The organism is Actinoplanes sp. NPDC000266, from assembly GCF_042899005.1.
Taxonomy (GTDB): domain Bacteria; phylum Actinomycetota; class Actinomycetes; order Mycobacteriales; family Micromonosporaceae; genus Actinoplanes.
The window spans coordinates 720,991-737,423 of record NZ_JBIAZI010000004.1 but is presented as its reverse complement, the minus strand read 5'-3'; the positions used below and the strand labels follow the sequence as shown (position 1 = coordinate 737,423).

The 16,433-nt window shown below is 69.4% G+C and carries 12 protein-coding genes; 8 read left to right on the top strand and 4 right to left on the bottom strand.

What is annotated here, in order from left to right; translation table 11 throughout:
- Positions 1 to 27: 27 nt before the first annotated feature.
- The 3 genes from ACFY36_RS19915 to ACFY36_RS19905 all read right to left on the bottom strand — a co-directional run bounded on the left by ACFY36_RS19915 (position 28) and on the right by ACFY36_RS19905 (position 2,346).
- A complete protein-coding gene (locus ACFY36_RS19915) occupies positions 28 to 438 on the bottom strand; it encodes a YchJ family protein (RefSeq protein WP_499747445.1) in 411 nt (136 codons plus the stop codon).
- A gap of 8 nt (positions 439 to 446) precedes the next feature.
- Positions 447 to 839, bottom strand: a complete 393-nt coding sequence (locus ACFY36_RS19910) for a methyl-accepting chemotaxis protein (protein ID WP_499747444.1) — start codon at positions 837 to 839, stop codon at positions 447 to 449.
- Between the two features lie 91 nt (positions 840 to 930).
- Positions 931 to 2,346, bottom strand: a complete 1,416-nt coding sequence (locus ACFY36_RS19905; protein ID WP_499747443.1) for a HEAT repeat domain-containing protein — start codon at positions 2,344 to 2,346, stop codon at positions 931 to 933.
- A 270-nt stretch (positions 2,347 to 2,616) separates the two neighbouring features.
- Here ACFY36_RS19905 and ACFY36_RS19900 point away from each other — a divergent pair, with 270 nt between their 5' ends.
- The 8 genes from ACFY36_RS19900 (at position 2,617) to ACFY36_RS19865 (ending at position 14,986) form a co-directional block, all read left to right on the top strand.
- Positions 2,617 to 3,615 (top strand): LacI family DNA-binding transcriptional regulator, encoded by a 999-nt coding sequence (locus ACFY36_RS19900; protein ID WP_499747442.1) that lies wholly within the window; start codon positions 2,617 to 2,619, stop codon positions 3,613 to 3,615.
- 227 nt (positions 3,616 to 3,842) lie between these two features.
- Complete coding sequence (locus tag ACFY36_RS19895; protein ID WP_499747441.1) at positions 3,843 to 5,228, top strand: ABC transporter substrate-binding protein; 1,386 nt, start codon at positions 3,843 to 3,845, stop codon at positions 5,226 to 5,228.
- Between the two features lie 56 nt (positions 5,229 to 5,284).
- Positions 5,285 to 6,226: a carbohydrate ABC transporter permease gene (locus tag ACFY36_RS19890; protein ID WP_499747440.1), complete on the top strand. Its 942-nt coding sequence runs from the start codon at positions 5,285 to 5,287 to the stop codon at positions 6,224 to 6,226.
- A 4-nt stretch (positions 6,227 to 6,230) separates the two neighbouring features.
- Positions 6,231 to 7,103, top strand: coding sequence for a carbohydrate ABC transporter permease (locus ACFY36_RS19885; RefSeq protein ID WP_499747439.1), 873 nt, complete (start codon positions 6,231 to 6,233; stop codon positions 7,101 to 7,103).
- A gap of 74 nt (positions 7,104 to 7,177) precedes the next feature.
- On the top strand, positions 7,178 to 8,761 hold the full coding sequence (locus ACFY36_RS19880; RefSeq protein ID WP_499747438.1) for a glycoside hydrolase family 13 protein: 1,584 nt from the start codon (positions 7,178 to 7,180) through the stop codon (positions 8,759 to 8,761).
- A 96-nt stretch (positions 8,762 to 8,857) separates the two neighbouring features.
- The gene (locus ACFY36_RS19875; protein WP_499747437.1) at positions 8,858 to 12,400 is read left to right on the top strand and encodes a discoidin domain-containing protein; all 3,543 of its coding nucleotides are present in this window, start codon (positions 8,858 to 8,860) and stop codon (positions 12,398 to 12,400) included.
- Between the two features lie 73 nt (positions 12,401 to 12,473).
- Entirely contained in the window at positions 12,474 to 13,346 is an 873-nt protein-coding gene (locus ACFY36_RS19870; RefSeq protein WP_499747436.1) for an alpha/beta fold hydrolase, read from the top strand.
- A 41-nt stretch (positions 13,347 to 13,387) separates the two neighbouring features.
- The gene (locus ACFY36_RS19865; protein ID WP_499747435.1) at positions 13,388 to 14,986 is read left to right on the top strand and encodes a methyl-accepting chemotaxis protein; all 1,599 of its coding nucleotides are present in this window, start codon (positions 13,388 to 13,390) and stop codon (positions 14,984 to 14,986) included.
- Here the strand turns inward: ACFY36_RS19865 and ACFY36_RS19860 are convergent.
- Complete coding sequence (locus ACFY36_RS19860) at positions 14,967 to 16,283, bottom strand: serine hydrolase domain-containing protein (protein ID WP_499747434.1); 1,317 nt, start codon at positions 16,281 to 16,283, stop codon at positions 14,967 to 14,969. The two genes, ACFY36_RS19865 and ACFY36_RS19860, sit on opposite strands and share 20 nt — an antisense overlap.
- Positions 16,284 to 16,433 lie beyond the last annotated feature (150 nt).

Genomic DNA, 16,433 nt, shown 5'->3' with positions numbered 1-16,433 from the left:
GCCATCCCTGAAGGGAATCACACGACCTCAGACATTGGCGAGTGACCCGTTGGTAAGGATCGGACCCCAGTACACCCACTGACCGTCGTGGCGGACGAAACGGCTCCGCTCGACCATGTCGCCGGGCTTGCCGCGATCGGTGTAGTGGGCCCGGAACTCGACGATCCCCTCGGCGTCGAACATGCCGCCCCGCTCCGTCTCGAGGATCTCCAGGCCGGTCCAGCGCAGGTGCCGGTCGGGATCGATGCGCTCCGGGCGGGTCTTGGGATGCCAGGAGCTGAGCACGTACGCCTCGTCGTCGCGGGCGAAAGCGGAGAACCGTGACCGCATCAACGCCTCGGCCGTGGCCGGCTTGCCGCCCCGGTGGATCGGCTCGCAGCATTCCGCGTACGGCAGGCCGCGCCCGCACGGGCACGCGGTGGTCGTCTTCTTCGCCATGGCTCCATTTAACCGCTGATCATTTTCCGGCAACGTTCCAGCTCGGCGATCGTCTTCTCGACAGCTTCGACCGCGGTCGCGGTGCCGGTGCGGATGCCCTCGACCTCGGCGTCGATCCGGTTGGTGGCGGTGGCGGTCTGGCTGGCCAGCTGCTGCACCTCGCCGGCGACGACAGCGAAGCCCTTACCGGCCTCGCCGGCCCGGGCGGCCTCGATGGTGGCGTTGAGGGCGAGAAGGTTGGTCTGCTTGGCTATGGTGGCGATGAGCTGCACGACCTGCTCGATCTCGGCGCTGCCGGCGGCCAGCCGCTCGATCACCGAGGCGGCGGCCCGCGCAGCACGCACCGCCGCCTCGGTGGCGCTCGCCAGATCTCCGGCGAGCCGCTGATCCGCATCGGTCATCGCGCCTCCCCTTGCACCTCCACGGTCTCATCGTCGGCCCCGGTCCGTCCGTCATTCCGCGTGATCGGCGTCTTCCGACGGCCCCCTGCGTTCAGCGCAGGGCGCGGACACCGTCGGCCAGGTATGGGGAGAGGCGGGCGGCCAGGCCGGCCAGTTCGGCGCGGTCGCCGGCGGAGAGGTCATGCTGGTAGTGGCCGAGCCCGGCCAGGCCGTGGCGGACCAAGCGGCCGGCGTCGGCATGGCCGCGGCGGGCCAGGCCGGGGTCGGCGTCGGCAGCCAGCAGCAGGGCGGCGCGCAGCCGGGTGCGGAGGTCGCCCCCGGTCAGCACGCGGTAGGCGCCGCGGCGCACCTCCACGCGGGGTTCTGCGAGCAGGAGCCAGAGGTCCCCGGACAGGTGGCGTCCGCGCAGGGCGTTCGCAGCCTCCCGGACGACCGTCGGTGACAGGTCGCGCAGAAGGGCGGTGACCGCCGGGACGGGCAGGCTGTCGACGGCGGCCAGGGCCCGCACGGCGGCGGCCCGGATGCGCGGGTCGTGGTGCGAGAGCAGCGGCGTCAGCCGGGCCTCGTCGGCGTAGTGGCCCACCTCGCCGAGGCCGGCGACGGTCGCGGGGGTGGGGCCGGCGGCGACCGCGGCGCGGTAGTGGGCGACGGGGTCGGTGGCCCGGCTCCGAGCGTAGGCCCGGACCAATGGGGCCGGGTCGTCCACGAGGGCGGCCACCTCGTCGTCGAGGCTTAGCCGGGCCAGGCCCACCAGCGCGCTGAGGCGCACGCCGGAGTAACGCGACCGCACGAGGAGCCGGAGCGCGGCGACGTCGGCGGTGGCGCTGACGGCGTCGACGCCGCGCAGCCGGATGAGCGGGTCCTTCGCGTGCACGGCGAAGTGCACGAGCTCGTCGTGGGTCCAACGCCCGAGGTCGGCCCCCACCTCGAAGGCGAGACGTCGCTCGCGCTGGTCGCGCGACCGGACCAGGACGCGCCCGAGCTCGTCGAAGCGTTCAGCGAGCGCCTGCCGCAGGCGCGTCATCACCCAGCCGCCCCGATGGCGCGCGGCTGTATAGGCGGCCATGGGCAGCGCGAGGGGCAGATGACGAGCGAGATCCGACGCGAGGAGCTCCGCGACGGCGACTCGGGCGGGCTCCCGGACCTGGGAAACCCAATCGCCGCAACGCAGCACGATGAAGGACAGGAACACGGCCGCGGCGCCCGGCCGGGCCAGTGCGACGACCGCGCGCTCTCGGACTCGGCCGTCGCGGCTCATGGTGGCCAGGGCGGCGGTGAGCGGAGACGGACGGTCGAGGAAAAAGGACTCGGGGACGAGAACCGGTGAGTGCCCATACGCCCGGCGGGAACGGATGTCGAGGTCGGCCAGCAGCCTTGGGCGGTGGACGAGCTCGGCCGGCTCGACCCGCCCGTCGGCCAGGGCCGGCAGGAGGGCGTCGAGGGCCTCGCCGCCCCGGTTCGCGGCTCGGCGCATGATCTCGTCGGAGGAGAGCGCGGTCTCGGTCACCGCGCCATGGTGGCGCATGGGCGAGGTGGCCGTGCGCTGGTTTTCGGCGGACGGGCGTTATGGAACCGTGGTGTAAGAGATGACTGCTCATTCGTCGCGGAGAGCGATCACTTAACCGCTTCACGTCGGAAGAAGCCGATACGCGGCGCAACAATCTCGAAACATGATCGACTCGTTCGATGACGGGATCTGAAATTCTCGACGTCATGGGCTGAAAAATCTGCAAGCGCCCGTTCAGAAATTGCAGGCTGCTGACGTAGGCTGTCGGGCGTGACCAAACGTCTGGCCGAAGTGGCCAAGAAGGCGGGCGTCAGCGAGGCGACCGTCAGCCGGGTGCTCAACGGGCGCAGCGGCGTCTCCGAGGCCACCCGCGCGTCGGTGCTGACGGCGCTCGATGTCCTGGGCTATGAGCGGCCCACCAAGCTGCGGGGGGAGCGGGGGCGGCTAGTCGGGCTGGTGCTGCCCGAACTGCAGAACCCGATCTTCCCGGCGCTGGCCGAGGTGGTGACCGCCTCGCTCGCTCAGCGCGGGTTCACCCCGGCCCTGTGTGCCCGGACCATCGGTGGCGTGCCCGAGCGTGACTACATCGAGATGCTCCTCGACCACCAGGTCTCCGGTGTGGTGTTCGCCGGTGGGTCCTATGCGCTGGCCGAGGCCGAGCACGGGCACTACAAGGCGCTGACCGACCGGCGGATGCCCGTCGTCATGGTCAACGCCGGCGTCAACGACCTGGGCTTCCCGCACATCTCCACCGACGACGCGGTGGCGGTCGAGCAGGCGTACGGCCATCTGAAGTCCCTGGGTCACGAGCGCGTGGGCATGGTGATGGGGCCGGAGGACCACATGCCGTCGCGCCGCAAGCTGGGGGCGCTGGTGAAGATCGCCGGGTCCGAGGGTGAGGACTGGTTCGTCGAGCGCACCAACTTCTCGATGGAGAGCGCCCGCCTGGCCGCGGCCAAGCTGATCGAGCGCGGCGTGACCGGCATGATCTGCGCGAGCGACGTGCTGGCGCTCGGGTCGATCCGGGCCGCGCGCCGGCTGGGGCTCGACGTGCCGGCCGACGTGTCGGTGGTCGGCTTCGATGATTCGGCCCTGATGACCTGCACCGATCCGCCGCTGACGACGGTGCGCCAGCCGATCGAGATGATGGGGCAGGCCGCGGTCGACCTGCTGGTCAACCAGATCGAGGGCAGCGGCGTCGAGCCGGACGAGCTGCTCTTCGAGCCCGAGCTGGTCGTGCGGGGGTCGACGGCGCCGGCCAAGCGCTGAAACTCGAGAACTGAGAAGGGCGAGCCCGTGAGGGCTCGCCCTTTTGTGTGCCCGGAAGTGTCTGGGCTCACAATCTCGACATCTGCCGGTCTTGCAGTCGTGTTTTTTCAGTGAACGATCGAAACCTTGCCGAAACAGGTCGGCCTAGTTACAGTGACTCCACTCACTTCCCGCACATGCAACTTATCGATAGCCATGGATACACCCGTTCCCGAAGGGATGGACAGATGTCCACACCGCAGTACCGGAAGGTCGCGGCCCTGGCGCTCGCGACCGGCCTGGGGCTCAGCAGTCTGGTGGGTTGCTCCACGAAGGGCGACGACGACTCCGGGACCGACGCCGCCGGCAAGACCACGATCACCGTCGACTGCCAGCCCGTCGGCGCCCAGAAGGAGCTGCTGGCCAACTGGAACGCGGATGTCGCGGCGTTCGAGAAGGACAACCCCGACATCACCATCAAGAGCGTCAGCGTCGGCGAGCAGTGCAACAACCCGCCGGACTTCACCGCCCGCCTGGCCGGCGGCACGATGACGGACGTCTTCTACGGATATATGACCGACCTGTCGCAGGTGCTCGACTCCGGTCAGGCCATGGAGATCACGTCGCTGGCGAACAAGGACACCATTCCGACCTGGGACAGCGTCGACCCGGCGCTCAAGGAGGTCTTCACCGACGGCGGCAAGCTGTACGCCGTGCCGGTGAAGAACTACTCGATGGGCCTGGTCTACAACAAGGCGCTGTTCAAGAAGGCGGGCCTCGACCCGGCGGCTCCGCCCAAGACGTGGGCCGAGGTGCGTACGGCGGCCAAGAAGATCTCCGCTCTCGGCGGCGGCATCGCCGGCTTCTCCGAGTACAGCGCCGGCAACACCGGCGGCTGGCACTTCACCGCCGAGATCTACTCGCAGGGTGGCCAGGTCCTGAGCGAGGACGGCAAGAAGGCCGACTTCAACAACGCCCAGGGCAAGCAGGTCCTGCAGAACCTCAAGGACATGCGCTACGGCGACAACAGCATGGGCAGCCGCCAGCTGCTCCAGTGGGGCGACCTGCTGACCAACGCCGGCGCCGGCAAGGTCGGCATGTTCATCGGCGCGCCCGACTCGACCCAGGCCATCGTCAGCCAGTTCCAGGGCAAGTACGAGGACTGGGCCATGGGCCCGATGCCCGGCCAGGACGGCGCGGCCAAGGCGACGCTCGGCGGCGGCGAGGGCTACTTCTTCAAGAAGGGCCTCACCGACGACCAGGTCAAGGCCGGTCTGAAGTGGCTGGCGTACCAGAAGCTGACCCCGGGCAAGGGCCAGTTCGACTACGCCCGGGCCAAGCCGCAGAACTACCCGGTCGGCCTGCCCCAGCCGCTGCTGTTCACCAACGGCAGCGAGGCCCAGAAGCAGGAGCTCGATCTGCGTAAGGCCAACGCCAACCTCGACACGGCCAACTTCGCGCCCTTCGAGGAGAACCCGGTCGCGATCAAGGGTGAGCCGCGCAACGCGCAGGCGATCTACGCGGTGCTCGACTCGGCGATGTCGGGCGTGCTGACCAACCCGAACGCCAACATCGACGAGCTGCTCAAGACGGCCGAGACCAAGGTCAACCAGCTCCAGGCCGCCGGTAGTTGATCCACCGTGTACGGGGGCCGCGAGGCCCCCGTACACCGACCAAGCAGGAGCTTTCCTTGGCGATCATGACTGCGCCGAGTAAGACCAGGCAGCAGAGCCCCGCCGCCGCCAAAGCACCCTCAAAACGAGGCCGCCGCTTAAAAGACAACCTCACCGGGCACGCGTTCCTGATCGGGGCGGTCGTCTGCTTCGCCCTCTTCATGTGGTTCCCGATGATCCGCGGCATCGTGATGAGCTTCCAGCGCACCCGCCGCGGCGAGACGACCTGGGTCGGCTGGGACAACTACACCCGCATCATCGCCGACCCGAGCTTCTGGACCGCCTGGAAGAACACGTTCGTCTTCACCCTGCTGGCCCTGGTCCTGGGCTATCTGCTGCCGTTCTTCGTGGCGATCCTGCTCAACGAGTTCCGGCACTTCAAGGGCTATCTGCGGGTCCTGGTCTACCTGCCGGTGATGCTGCCGCCGGCCTCCGCGCTCTTCCTGTTCAAGTACTACGCGTACGACCCGAGCGAAGCCGGCCTGTTCAACGCCATCCTCAAGTTCCTCCACCTGCCCACCTCGGAGTGGATGCAGTCGCCGAGCATGACCATCCCGGCCATGGTCATCGCGTCGACCTGGATGAACATGGGCGGCGCGGTCCTCATCTATCTCGCCTCACTGCAGAATATTCCGGGTGAGTTGTACGAGGCCGCGGAGCTGGACGGCGCGGGAATCGCGCGCCGCGTCTGGAACGTGACGATCCCGCAGACCCGGCTCATCCTGGCCCTGCTGGCGATGCTCCAGATCGTCGCCACCATGCAGCTGTTCATCGAGCCGCTGATCCTGGCCAACGGCGCCGGCACGCAGGACTCGGCGACCTCGGTGGCCTACCTGATCTACCAGCACGGCTTCTTCCAGAACGACCTCAACGGCGCCGCCGCGCTCGGCGTGATCATGCTGCTGGTGCTGGCCGCCTTCAGCGCGGTCTACGTGCGACTGACCACGAAACAGGACTGAGACGATGACCCGTACCCTCATCTCGCAGGCGCAGCTCCGGCGGGGCCGCGGCCGGTTCCTCTACTGGGCGGTCCTCGGCGTCGTGGTCCTCGGGTTCACCCTGGTGTTCCTCGGGCCGCTCTACTGGATGGTCACCGGCGCCTTCAAGTCGGGCCAGGAGATCGCGCAGACGCCGCCCACGTTGTGGCCGCGCGATCCCGAGTCGCAGAACTACGCCGACGCGTGGAACAACCTCGAGCTGGGCAAGCTCATGTTCAACACCTTCTACTACGCGGCCGGCGCGGTCTTCTTCCAACTGGTCTTCGACACCGCGGCGGCGTACGCCCTGTCGAAGCTGCGGCCCGCCTTCGGCAACGTCATCCTGGCCGCGATGCTGGCCACCCTGATGATCCCGGCCATGGTGCTGATCGTCCCGCAGTACGTGACGGTGATCGACCTGCCGATCATCCACGTCAACCTGCTCGACTCGCCGTGGGCGATCTGGCTGCCGCTGGTCGCCAACGCGTTCAACATCTTCCTGCTCAAGCGGTTCTTCGACTCGATCCCCGAGGATCTGATCGCCGCGGCCCAGGTGGACGGCGCGTCGCCGCTGCGCACGCTGTGGTCGATCATCCTGCCGATGTCGCGGCCCATCCTCGGCGTGGTGTCGATCTTCGCGGTGACCGCGGTCTGGAAGGACTTCCTCTGGCCCAAGCTGGTCATGCCGTCACCGGAGACGCGCACGCTCAGCGTCGGCATCTACGCCTTCGCCGGCGGCACCCCGCAGAACGTGGTGATCGCCGCCTCGGTCATCGCCGCGATCCCGACCGTGATCATCTTCCTGATCTTCCAGCGGAACATCATGTCCGGCTTGACGACCGGCAGCCTCAAGGGCTAATCCTCACAAAACGGACAACGGGCGGCTGGGATCAACGGCCGTCGGACCCTGCATGCACAGAAAGCGGGCAAAAAGTGTCTCACCAAGACTCCCAGTGGTGGCGCGACGCGGTGATCTACCAGGTCTATCCGCGCAGCTACGCCGACGCGGACGGCGACGGCGTGGGCGACATCGCGGGCATCCGGGCCCACCTGGGACACCTGGCCGACCTGGGCGTCGACGCGATCTGGATGAGCCCCTGGTACCCGTCCCCGATGGCCGACGCCGGCTACGACGTGGCCGACTTCCGCGACATCGACCCCGCCTTCGGCACGCTGGCCGAGGCCGAGGCGCTGGTCTCCGAGGCGCACGCGGCCGGCATCCGGATGATCGTCGACATCGTCCCGAACCACATCTCCAGCGAGCACCCGTGGTTCAAGGCGGCCCTGGCCTCGCCGGACGCGAAGGAGCGCGACTACTTCTGGTTCCGTCCGGGGCGGGGGCCGAACGGCGACGAGATGCCCACCGACTGGGTCGGCGAGTTCGGCGGCACCACCTGGACCCGGGTCCCCGACGGCCAGTGGTACCTGCACCTGTTCACCCCCGAGCAGCCCGACCTCAACTGGGACCACCCCGACGTGCGGGCCGAGTTCGAGAGCATCCTGCGCTTCTGGTTCGACCGCGGCGTCGACGGCATCCGCATCGACTCGGCGGCCCTGCTTCTCAAGGACACAAGCCTTCCCGAGGTACGCCAGGGCGAGCCCCATCCCTTCCACGACCTTGACGGCGTGCACGACGTGTACCGGGCCTGGCGCCGCGTCGCCGACGAGTACGGCGGCGACCGCGCCCTGATCGGCGAGGTCTGGATGCCGGAGGTGGAGCGGTTCGCGAACTACCTGCGCCCGGACGAGCTGCACGCGGCCTTCAACTTCGATTTCCTCGGCTGCGCCTGGGACCCGGCGCTGATGCGCGAGTGCGTCGACCGCACCCTGCACGCGCACGAGGCGATCGGCGCCCCGGCCACCTGGGTGCTGTCCAACCACGACGTCACCCGGCACGTCACCCGCTACGGCCGCCAGGACACCACCTTCAGCTTCGACAACAACCTCGACGGCACCCCGGTCGACCTCGAGCTGGGCACCCGCCGGGCCCGGGCCGCCGCCCTGCTGTCGCTCTCGCTGCCCGGCGCCACCTACATCTATCAGGGTGAGGAGCTCGGCCTCTGGGAGAACGAGAACATCCCGCCCGAGCAGTACCAGGACCCGATGTGGGGCCGGCGCGGGCACAGCCGTGACGGCTGCCGGGTGCCGCTGCCCTGGACGGGCGACACCGAGCCGTTCGGCTTCACCACCGGCACCCCCTGGCTTCCCCAGCCGGCCGAGTGGAAGGACCGGACCGCACAGGCACAGACCGGCGACCCGAGCTCGATGCTGGAGCTCTACCGGTCGGCCATCGCCCTGCGCCGCGCCGAGGCCGGGCTGCACCAGCCGGCCATGGCCTGGATCGACGCGGGCGAGAACGTGCTCGCCTACACCCGCGGCGACAGGTTCGCCTGCGTCGTCAACATGTCCGGCGCCCCGATCGCCCTGCCGGACCACGAGACCCTTCTGCTCGCCAGTGGCCCTCTCGACGGTGACCGCCTCCCCCCGGATACCGCCGTCTGGCTGCGCCTGCGCTAAATCCCCGGCGGTCGGCTGCCGGGGGATCCACCCCCTCGGCAGCCACCGGCGAGCAGAAGAAGGGGGCCTTTCACGGATGAAAGGTTCGCTCCCGAGATGAAGAAACGGCTCCTGGCCGCCTTAGCGGCGACCGGCCTCGTCGCCACCGTCCTCATCGCACCTTCCCCCGCCAGCGCCGCCGGCCCCAACCTGGCCGCCGGCAAGACGTTCAGCGCCAGCAGCTACACCGACGTCTACCCGGCCGGCAACGCCGGTGACGGCAACGCCAACTCGTACTGGGAGAGCAACAACAACGCCTTCCCGCAGTGGCTCCAGGTCGACCTCGGCACGGCCACGCAGGTCAACCAGGCCGTGCTCAAGTTGCCCCCGGCCAGCGCCTGGGCGACCCGCACGCAGACCCTGACCGTCCAGGGCAGCACCGACGGATCCTCGTTCAGCACGCTCAAGGCCAGTGCCGGCTACGTCTTCAACCCGGCCACCGGCAACACCGTGACCATCGACTTCACCGCGGCCGCGGCCCGCTTCGTCCGGCTGAGCATCACCGGCAACACCGGCTGGTCGGCCGGTCAGATCTCCGAGCTCGAGGTGTACGGGCCGGTGTCCGGCGCCGACACGCAGGCGCCGTCCGCTCCGGGCAACCTCGCCTACACGCAGCCGGCCACCGGCCAGATCCGGCTCACCTGGGGCGCGTCGTCCGACAACGTCGGCGTCACGGGGTACGACGTGTACGCCAACGGCGTGTTGCGCACCAGCGTCGCCGGCAGCGTCCTGACCTACACCGACACGCAGCCGGCGAGCGCGACCGTCTCGTACCAGGTGCGGGCCAAGGACGCCGCGGGCAACGTGTCGGCCGCGAGCAACACGGTGACCCGTAACGGCACGTCCACGCCGGGCAGCAACCTGGCCGTGGGCAAGCCGATCGAGGCGTCGTCGGTGGTGCACACCTTCGTGGCCACCAACGCTAACGACGACAACACCGCCACCTACTGGGAGGGCAGCGGCTATCCGGCCACGCTGACGGTCAAGCTCGGCGCGAACGCGGCCGTGTCGTCGGTCGTGGTCAAGCTCAACCCGGACAGCTCGTGGGGCACCCGGCAGCAGACGTTCGCGATCCTCGGTCGCGACCAGAGCTCGTCGTCCTACACGACCATCGCCGGCGCGGCGGCGTACACCTTCAATCCCGCCAGTGGCAACAGCGTGACCATCCCGGTCAGCGCGACCACCGCCGACCTGCGCCTCTCCTTCACCGCCAACAGCGGCGCGCCGAGCGGCCAGGTGGCCGAGCTCCAGGTCATCGGCACCGCGGCGCCGAATCCGGACCTCACGGTCACGGGCGTCTCGTCCTCGCCGGCCTCGCCGGTCGAGACCGACACGGTCACGCTGTCGGCGACCGTGCGCAACGCGGGCACGGTGTCCAGCGCGGCCACCAACGTCAACTTCTACCTGGGTACGACCAAGGTCGGCACCGCCAACGTCGGTGCTCTGGCCGGCGGCGCGTCGGCCACCGTCACCGCGTCCATCGGCGCTCGCGACGCCGGCACGTACCAGGTCGTGGCCAAGGTCGACGAGGCCAACACGGTCTTCGAGACCAACGAGGCCAACAACTCGGCCACCGGCTCGCTGACCGTGACCCCGGTCAGCAGCTCCGACCTGGTCGCCTCGGTGGTTTCGTGGTCGCCGGGCAACCCGACGGCCGGGCAGACGGCCACCTTCTCGGTCACCCTCAAGAACCAGGGCTCGGCGGCGTCGGCCTCCGGGGCGCACGGCGTGACCGTGACGATCCTGAACGGCTCGTCCGTCGTGAAGACGCTGACGGGCTCGTACAGCGGCACGCTCGCGGCCGGCGCCTCCTCGCCGGCGATCAACCTCGGCACGTGGACCGCGGTCAACGGGCGCTACACGGTCCGTACGGTCGTCGCCAACGATGGCAACGAGCTGCCGGTCAAGCAGGCCAACAACACCAGCGAGAAGTCGTTCTTCGTGGGCCGCGGGGCCAACATGCCGTACGACTACTACGAGGCCGAGGACGGTCAGACCGGTGGCGGCGCGGCCGTGGTCGGCCCGAACCGGACCGTCGGCGACCTCGCGGGCGAGGCGTCGGGCCGCAAGGCCGTGACGCTCAACCAGACCGGGGCGTACGTCCAGTGGACCACCCGCGCGGCCACCAACACCCTGGTCGCCCGGTTCTCCATCCCGGACGGCACCACCAGCTCGATCAACGTGTACGTCAACGGGTCGCTCAACAAGACCCTGCCGCTGACCTCCAAGTACGCCTGGCTCTACGGCAACGAGACCGCGCCGCAGAACTCGGGCACCGGGCCGCGGCACATCTACGACGAGGCGAACATCCTGCTCACCGGCTCGTTCCCGGCCGGCAGCACCATCAAGCTGCAGAAGGACTCGTCGAACAGCGGCGCCATCGCGATCGACTTCATCAACCTGGAGCAGGTCGCGCCCAAGGCAAACCCGGACGCCTCGAAGTACGTGGTGCCGGCCGGCTTCGACCAGCAGTCGGTGCAGAACGCGCTCGACACCGCCCGGCAGGACACCACCAAGCTGGGCGTCTACCTTCCGGCCGGTGACTACCAGACCTCCAACAAGTTCCAGGTGTACGGCAAGTCGGTCCGCGTGGTCGGGGCCGGCCCCTGGTACACGCGCTTCTACACCCCGTCCACCCAGAGCGAGACCGACGCCGGCTTCCGGGCCGACAGCACGGCCAACGGGTCGACGTTCGCCGACTTCGCGTTCTTCGGCAACTACACGATCCGGATCGACGGGCCGGGCAAGGTCTTCGACTTCGCCAACACGGCCAACATCACGATCGACAACATCTGGGCCGAGCATGTGGTGTGCCTCTACTGGGGCGCCAACACCGACAACATGGTCATCAAGAACGCCCGGATCCGGAACACGTTCGCCGACGGCGTCAACATGACCAACGGCAGCACCGGCAACCTGGTCGACAACAACGAGGCCCGGGCCACCGGCGACGACAGCTTCGCGCTGTTCTCGGCGATCGACGCCGGCGGCGCCGACGAGATCAACAATGTCTACAGCAACCTGACGTCGATCCTGACGTGGCGCGCGGCGGGCATCGCGGTCTACGGCGGCTACGCCAACACGTTCAAGAACATCTACATCGCGGACACCCTGGTCTACTCGGGCATCACCATCAGCTCGCTCGACTTCGGCTATCCGATGAACGGGTTCGGGGCCAACCCGCCGACGGTCTTCGACAACATCTCGATCGTCCGGGCCGGCGGTCACTTCTGGGGCGCGCAGGTCTTCCCGGCCATCTGGGTGTTCAGCGCGTCGAAGGTGTTCCAGGGCATCCGGGTCTCGAACGTCGACATCGTCGACCCCACGTACTCGGGAATCATGTTCCAGACCAACTACGTGGGCGGGCAGCCGCAGAACATCGTCCAGGACACGGTCTTCACGAACGTGACCATCAGCGGCGCCCAGCGCAGCGGTGACGCCTACGACGCCAAGTCCGGATACGGCATCTGGGCCAACCCGATGCCCGAGTCCGGGCAGGGCCCGGCGGTCGGCTCCGCCACCTTCACCAACCTCCAGTTCAGCAACAACTACCGGGACATCGAGAACCCCACCAGCACCTTCACCATCATCCGGAACTGACCCTCTCCCTTTGGGGCCCGCGATCCGTCCCCCGCGGGCCCCATTCCGGCCGTTTGATGCGTATGTTCTGGATGTGGAGCGAATCGACCTGCCGGACGGGCGCACGATGGAATACCTCGTCGAGGGGCCGACCGGCGGGCTGCCGCTGGTCTTCCACCACGGCACGCCGTCGGGGGCGGTGCGCTACGAACCGGTCTTCGCCTCGGCGGTCCGGCACGGCCTGCGGATCATCATGCCGAGCCGGGCCGGATACGCCGGGTCGTCGCCCCATCCGGGCCGGCGGGTGGCCGACGTCGCGGGCGACGTGGCCGCGCTGCTCGACGGGCTCGAGGCGGCGCATTTCGTGACCATCGGCTGGTCCGGGGGCGGGCCGCACGCGCTGGCCTGCGCGGCCCGGCTGCCCGGCCGGTGCCTGGGCGCGGCCCTGATCGCGGGCGTGGCCCCGTACCAGGCGCCGGGGCTCGACTGGCAGGCCGGCATGGGCGAGGAGAACATCGCCGAGTTCGGGGCGGCCGCTCAGGGCGTACCGGAACTCGATCGGCTTTTGACCCAGATGGCCGAAGGCCTGGCCCGGGTGACCGGGTCCGACGTGGCCGAGGCGTTCGGCGACCTGCTGTCGGGTGTGGACAAGGGCGCGCTGACCGGCGAGTTCGCCGACTATCTGGCCGAGTCGTCGCGTTATTCGGTGTCGGCCGGCATCGCCGGCTGGCGCGAGGACGACCTGGCCTTCCTGTCCGACTGGGGCTTCCGCGTCGAGGACATCAAGGTGCCGGTGGCGGTCTGGCAGGGCGGCGAGGACCGCATGGTGCCGCCCGCGCACGGGCAGTGGCTGGCCACCCACGTGCCCGGGGCCGAGGCCCACCTGCTGCCCGGCGAGGGACACCTGTCGCTGCTGGCCGGCATCGACGCTGTGGTGGAGAGCCTGCTCGCGCACAGCAACTCCTGATTTCTCCGTTATTTTCCCTGGCGCTCAGTAAAGATCCGAATATGTCTCGGATCTCCGGTCTGGTCGGCAACCTCAGCGTGCGCGCCAGCCTCACCCTGCTCGTGGTGCTCACCGGCATCCTGGCGATCGCGGTCGGCCTGCTCAGCCTCAGCCGCATGTCGACCGTCGCCGAGAGCGGCCGCAACATCTACTACGAGGCGCTGCTGCCCTCGCGGGACGTGGCGACGATCCGGGAGAAGGTCTGGACCGTACGCTTCGAGGCGCTCACCGCCGCCACCTCGGCCGACGCCGAGCTGAAGACGGCGGCCCAGAAGCGGATGACCGCGGCCCAGGACGTCATCGACGAGACGATCACCGCCTACAAGGCGCGCGACGTCGACGACCAGCAGCTGACCGCGCTCAACTCCTTCGCCACGGCCTGGGGCGAATATCTCGGCCTGCGGAGTCAGGCCGACACGCTCCAGGCGGCCGGCAAGACCGCCGAATGGTACGAGCTGCGCAAGAACCAGCTGGCGCCGAAGGTCGTCGAGTCGCTCGAATATCTGGAGACGCTCAGCTCGGTCAACGTGGCCGCGGCCGACTCGGCTCTGACCCACGCCGAGGACAACTACAACGCGGCCCGCGTGGTCGTCCTGGTCGTGCTCACCGTCGGCCTGATCGTGGCCGTCCTGCTCGCCCTGTTCATGGCCAACGGCGTCATCCGCCCGCTGCGGCAGTTCCGCGACGTGCTGAACGCGGTGGCCGAGGGCGACCTGACCCGCAAGGCCGACATCAACACCCGCAACGAGTTCGGCGACATGGGCAGCGCGCTGGGCCGGGCCACCGAGAAGATGCGCGCGGCGGTGGGCGCCCTGGCCGGCGGCGGCGACGCCCTGGCCACCCGGGCCGGCCACCTCCAGGAGGCGTCGTCCACCCTGGTCAACGGCGCCGACCGCACGTCGGGCGAGGTCCACTCGATCGGTGGCGCGGTCGACGAGGTCAACGCCCGCGTGGGAGCGGTCGCCACGGGAGCCGAACAGATGGGGGCGGCGATCCGCGAGATCGCGGTCAACGCGGCCGAGGCGGCCAGCGTCGCCCACGAGGCGGTCAGCGCCTCCAGCACGGCCGAGGAGCTGATGAACCGCCTGGGCCGCTCCTCGACCGAGATCGGCGACGTGGTCCGGGTGATCACCTCGATCGCCGAGCAGACGAATCTGCTCGCCCTGAACGCGACGATCGAGGCGGCCCGGGCCGGGGAGAGCGGCAAGGGCTTCGCGGTGGTCGCGGGCGAGGTGAAGGACCTGGCCCAGGAGACCACGAAGGCCACCGAGGACATCGGCCAGCGGGTGGCCGCCATCCAGGCCGACACCGGAACGGCGGTCGACGCCATCACGACGATCGCCGGCATCATCGGCCGCATCAACGAGTTCCAGACCACGATCGCCTCGGCCGTCGAACAGCAGAGCGCGGTCACCAGCGGGATGGCGGCCGACCTGACGGCGGCCGCCGACGGCGCCTTCCAGATCGGCTCCGGCATCAGCCAGGTGACGGAGGTCGCCGACGAGAACCGCCGGGCCGCCCACGCGACGAACGAGGCCGCGGCCGACCTGACCCGGCTCAGCGACGACCTCCAGCAGATGGTCAGGCAGTTCCGGTACTGACCCGCTTGGCCACCCGGCCGCCGTAGAGATAGCGGCCACCCTCGAGGAACGTGAGCGTCGAGTGGGAGCCGCCGTCCGGTTCCGCGGTGATGAAGGTGTCCCCGTCGAGGGCGACGTACCGGTCGGTGGACACGACGTCGCCGAACCGCGCGGCCAGCCCGTGCGGGGTGGAGGTCACGTCGAAGCCGTCCTCCGCGACCACCACGTCGTAGGTGGCCAGCGGGTACCGGTAGCGTCCCGCGAACTGTTCCGGTCCGGGCTGCGGTGGGTGGACCGGCGGCGTCGGCCGGGCCGGGACGGTGAGACCGGTGAGCTCACCGACGATCCGGTCGAGCACCTCGTCGAAGAAGCTCCGGTAGGAGGAGCTGTTGACGCTCATCGCGACGACGAGATCGTGACCGGGCACGACCCGCCACTGCGTCGCTTGCCCCATCGTTTCGCCGTCGTGGCCGACGACGGCGGTGGCGTCCCAGTCGTACAGGATCGGACCGAGCCCGCGCTGCTTCGCACCTCGTTCCGGAACGCCCGGCAGGTCGAGCTGCGCCTTCACCAACGCGCTCTGGCCATCGTCGAGGAACAGCCGCCCGAAGCGGACCAGTTCCCGCGGCGCCACGAAGAGCGCGCCGCCGGCCGGCCCGATCGAGCGGGGCAGCTGCCACTGCGGGGTCAGCTTGCCGTTGATGTGACCGGCCGCGGCCCGGAAGAGGATCGCCTCCTCGGCCAGCAGGGCAACATGCCGCGCGCCCAGAGGCTCGACGATCCGCTCGCGGACGACCGCCTCATAGGTCGAGCCGCGCAGCCGGGCGACCAGAGCCCCGAGCACGCTGAAGCCGGAGTTGCAGTACGAGAAGAGGGCGCCGGGCGGAGCGATCTGCTCCGCGTGCCCGCCAAGGTGAGCCAGGTATCGGTCCAGCGCGTCGTCCCCGCGCCCGGTGTCCTCGAACAGGTCGCCGTCGAAGCCGCCGGTGTGCGTCAGCAGATGCCGCACGGTCACGGTCTCGGTGGCCTCCGGATCGACGACCGAGAACTCGGGCAGATAGCGCCGAACCGGTTGGTCGAGCTCGACGAGCCCGTCCGCGACGAGCTGCATGACCAGCACGGCCGTCCATATCTTGCCGACCGACCCGGTCTGGAAGAGGGTGTCCGGCGTGGTGGCCACCCCGGTGTCCACATTGACCACGCCGGTGGCCGCCTCGGCCAGCTCACCCCGATGCCCGACGGCCACCGCCGCCCCGGGAACGCCATGCCGTTTCGCGGCTTCCCCGATCCAGCCGTCCAGCTCCGCAAGCAACGACAACGCGCCTCCTCATCGACGGCCGACTGTCCACACCCTATCGACGCCGCCCTTTCCGGACCGCCCCGCGCAGGCATGCGAAAGGGCGGCCGGACTATCCGGCCGCCCTTTCATGTGGTCGCCCTCTCGGGCGCCATCCGTTACCTCGGGGCG

What these genes read in the sequence shown, in the direction of transcription:
- ACFY36_RS19895 (WP_499747441.1), top strand. Translation starts at nt 3,843, where the DNA reads ATGTCCACACCGCAGTACCGGAAGGTCGCGGCCCTGGCGCTCGCGACC.
- ACFY36_RS19865 (WP_499747435.1), top strand. Translation starts at nt 13,388, where the DNA reads ATGTCTCGGATCTCCGGTCTGGTCGGCAACCTCAGCGTGCGCGCCAGC.
- ACFY36_RS19915 (WP_499747445.1), bottom strand. Translation starts at nt 438, where the DNA reads ATGGCGAAGAAGACGACCACCGCGTGCCCGTGCGGGCGCGGCCTGCCG.
- ACFY36_RS19885 (WP_499747439.1), top strand. Translation starts at nt 6,231, where the DNA reads ATGACCCGTACCCTCATCTCGCAGGCGCAGCTCCGGCGGGGCCGCGGC.
- ACFY36_RS19875 (WP_499747437.1), top strand. Translation starts at nt 8,858, where the DNA reads ATGAAGAAACGGCTCCTGGCCGCCTTAGCGGCGACCGGCCTCGTCGCC.
- ACFY36_RS19910 (WP_499747444.1), bottom strand. Translation starts at nt 839, where the DNA reads ATGACCGATGCGGATCAGCGGCTCGCCGGAGATCTGGCGAGCGCCACC.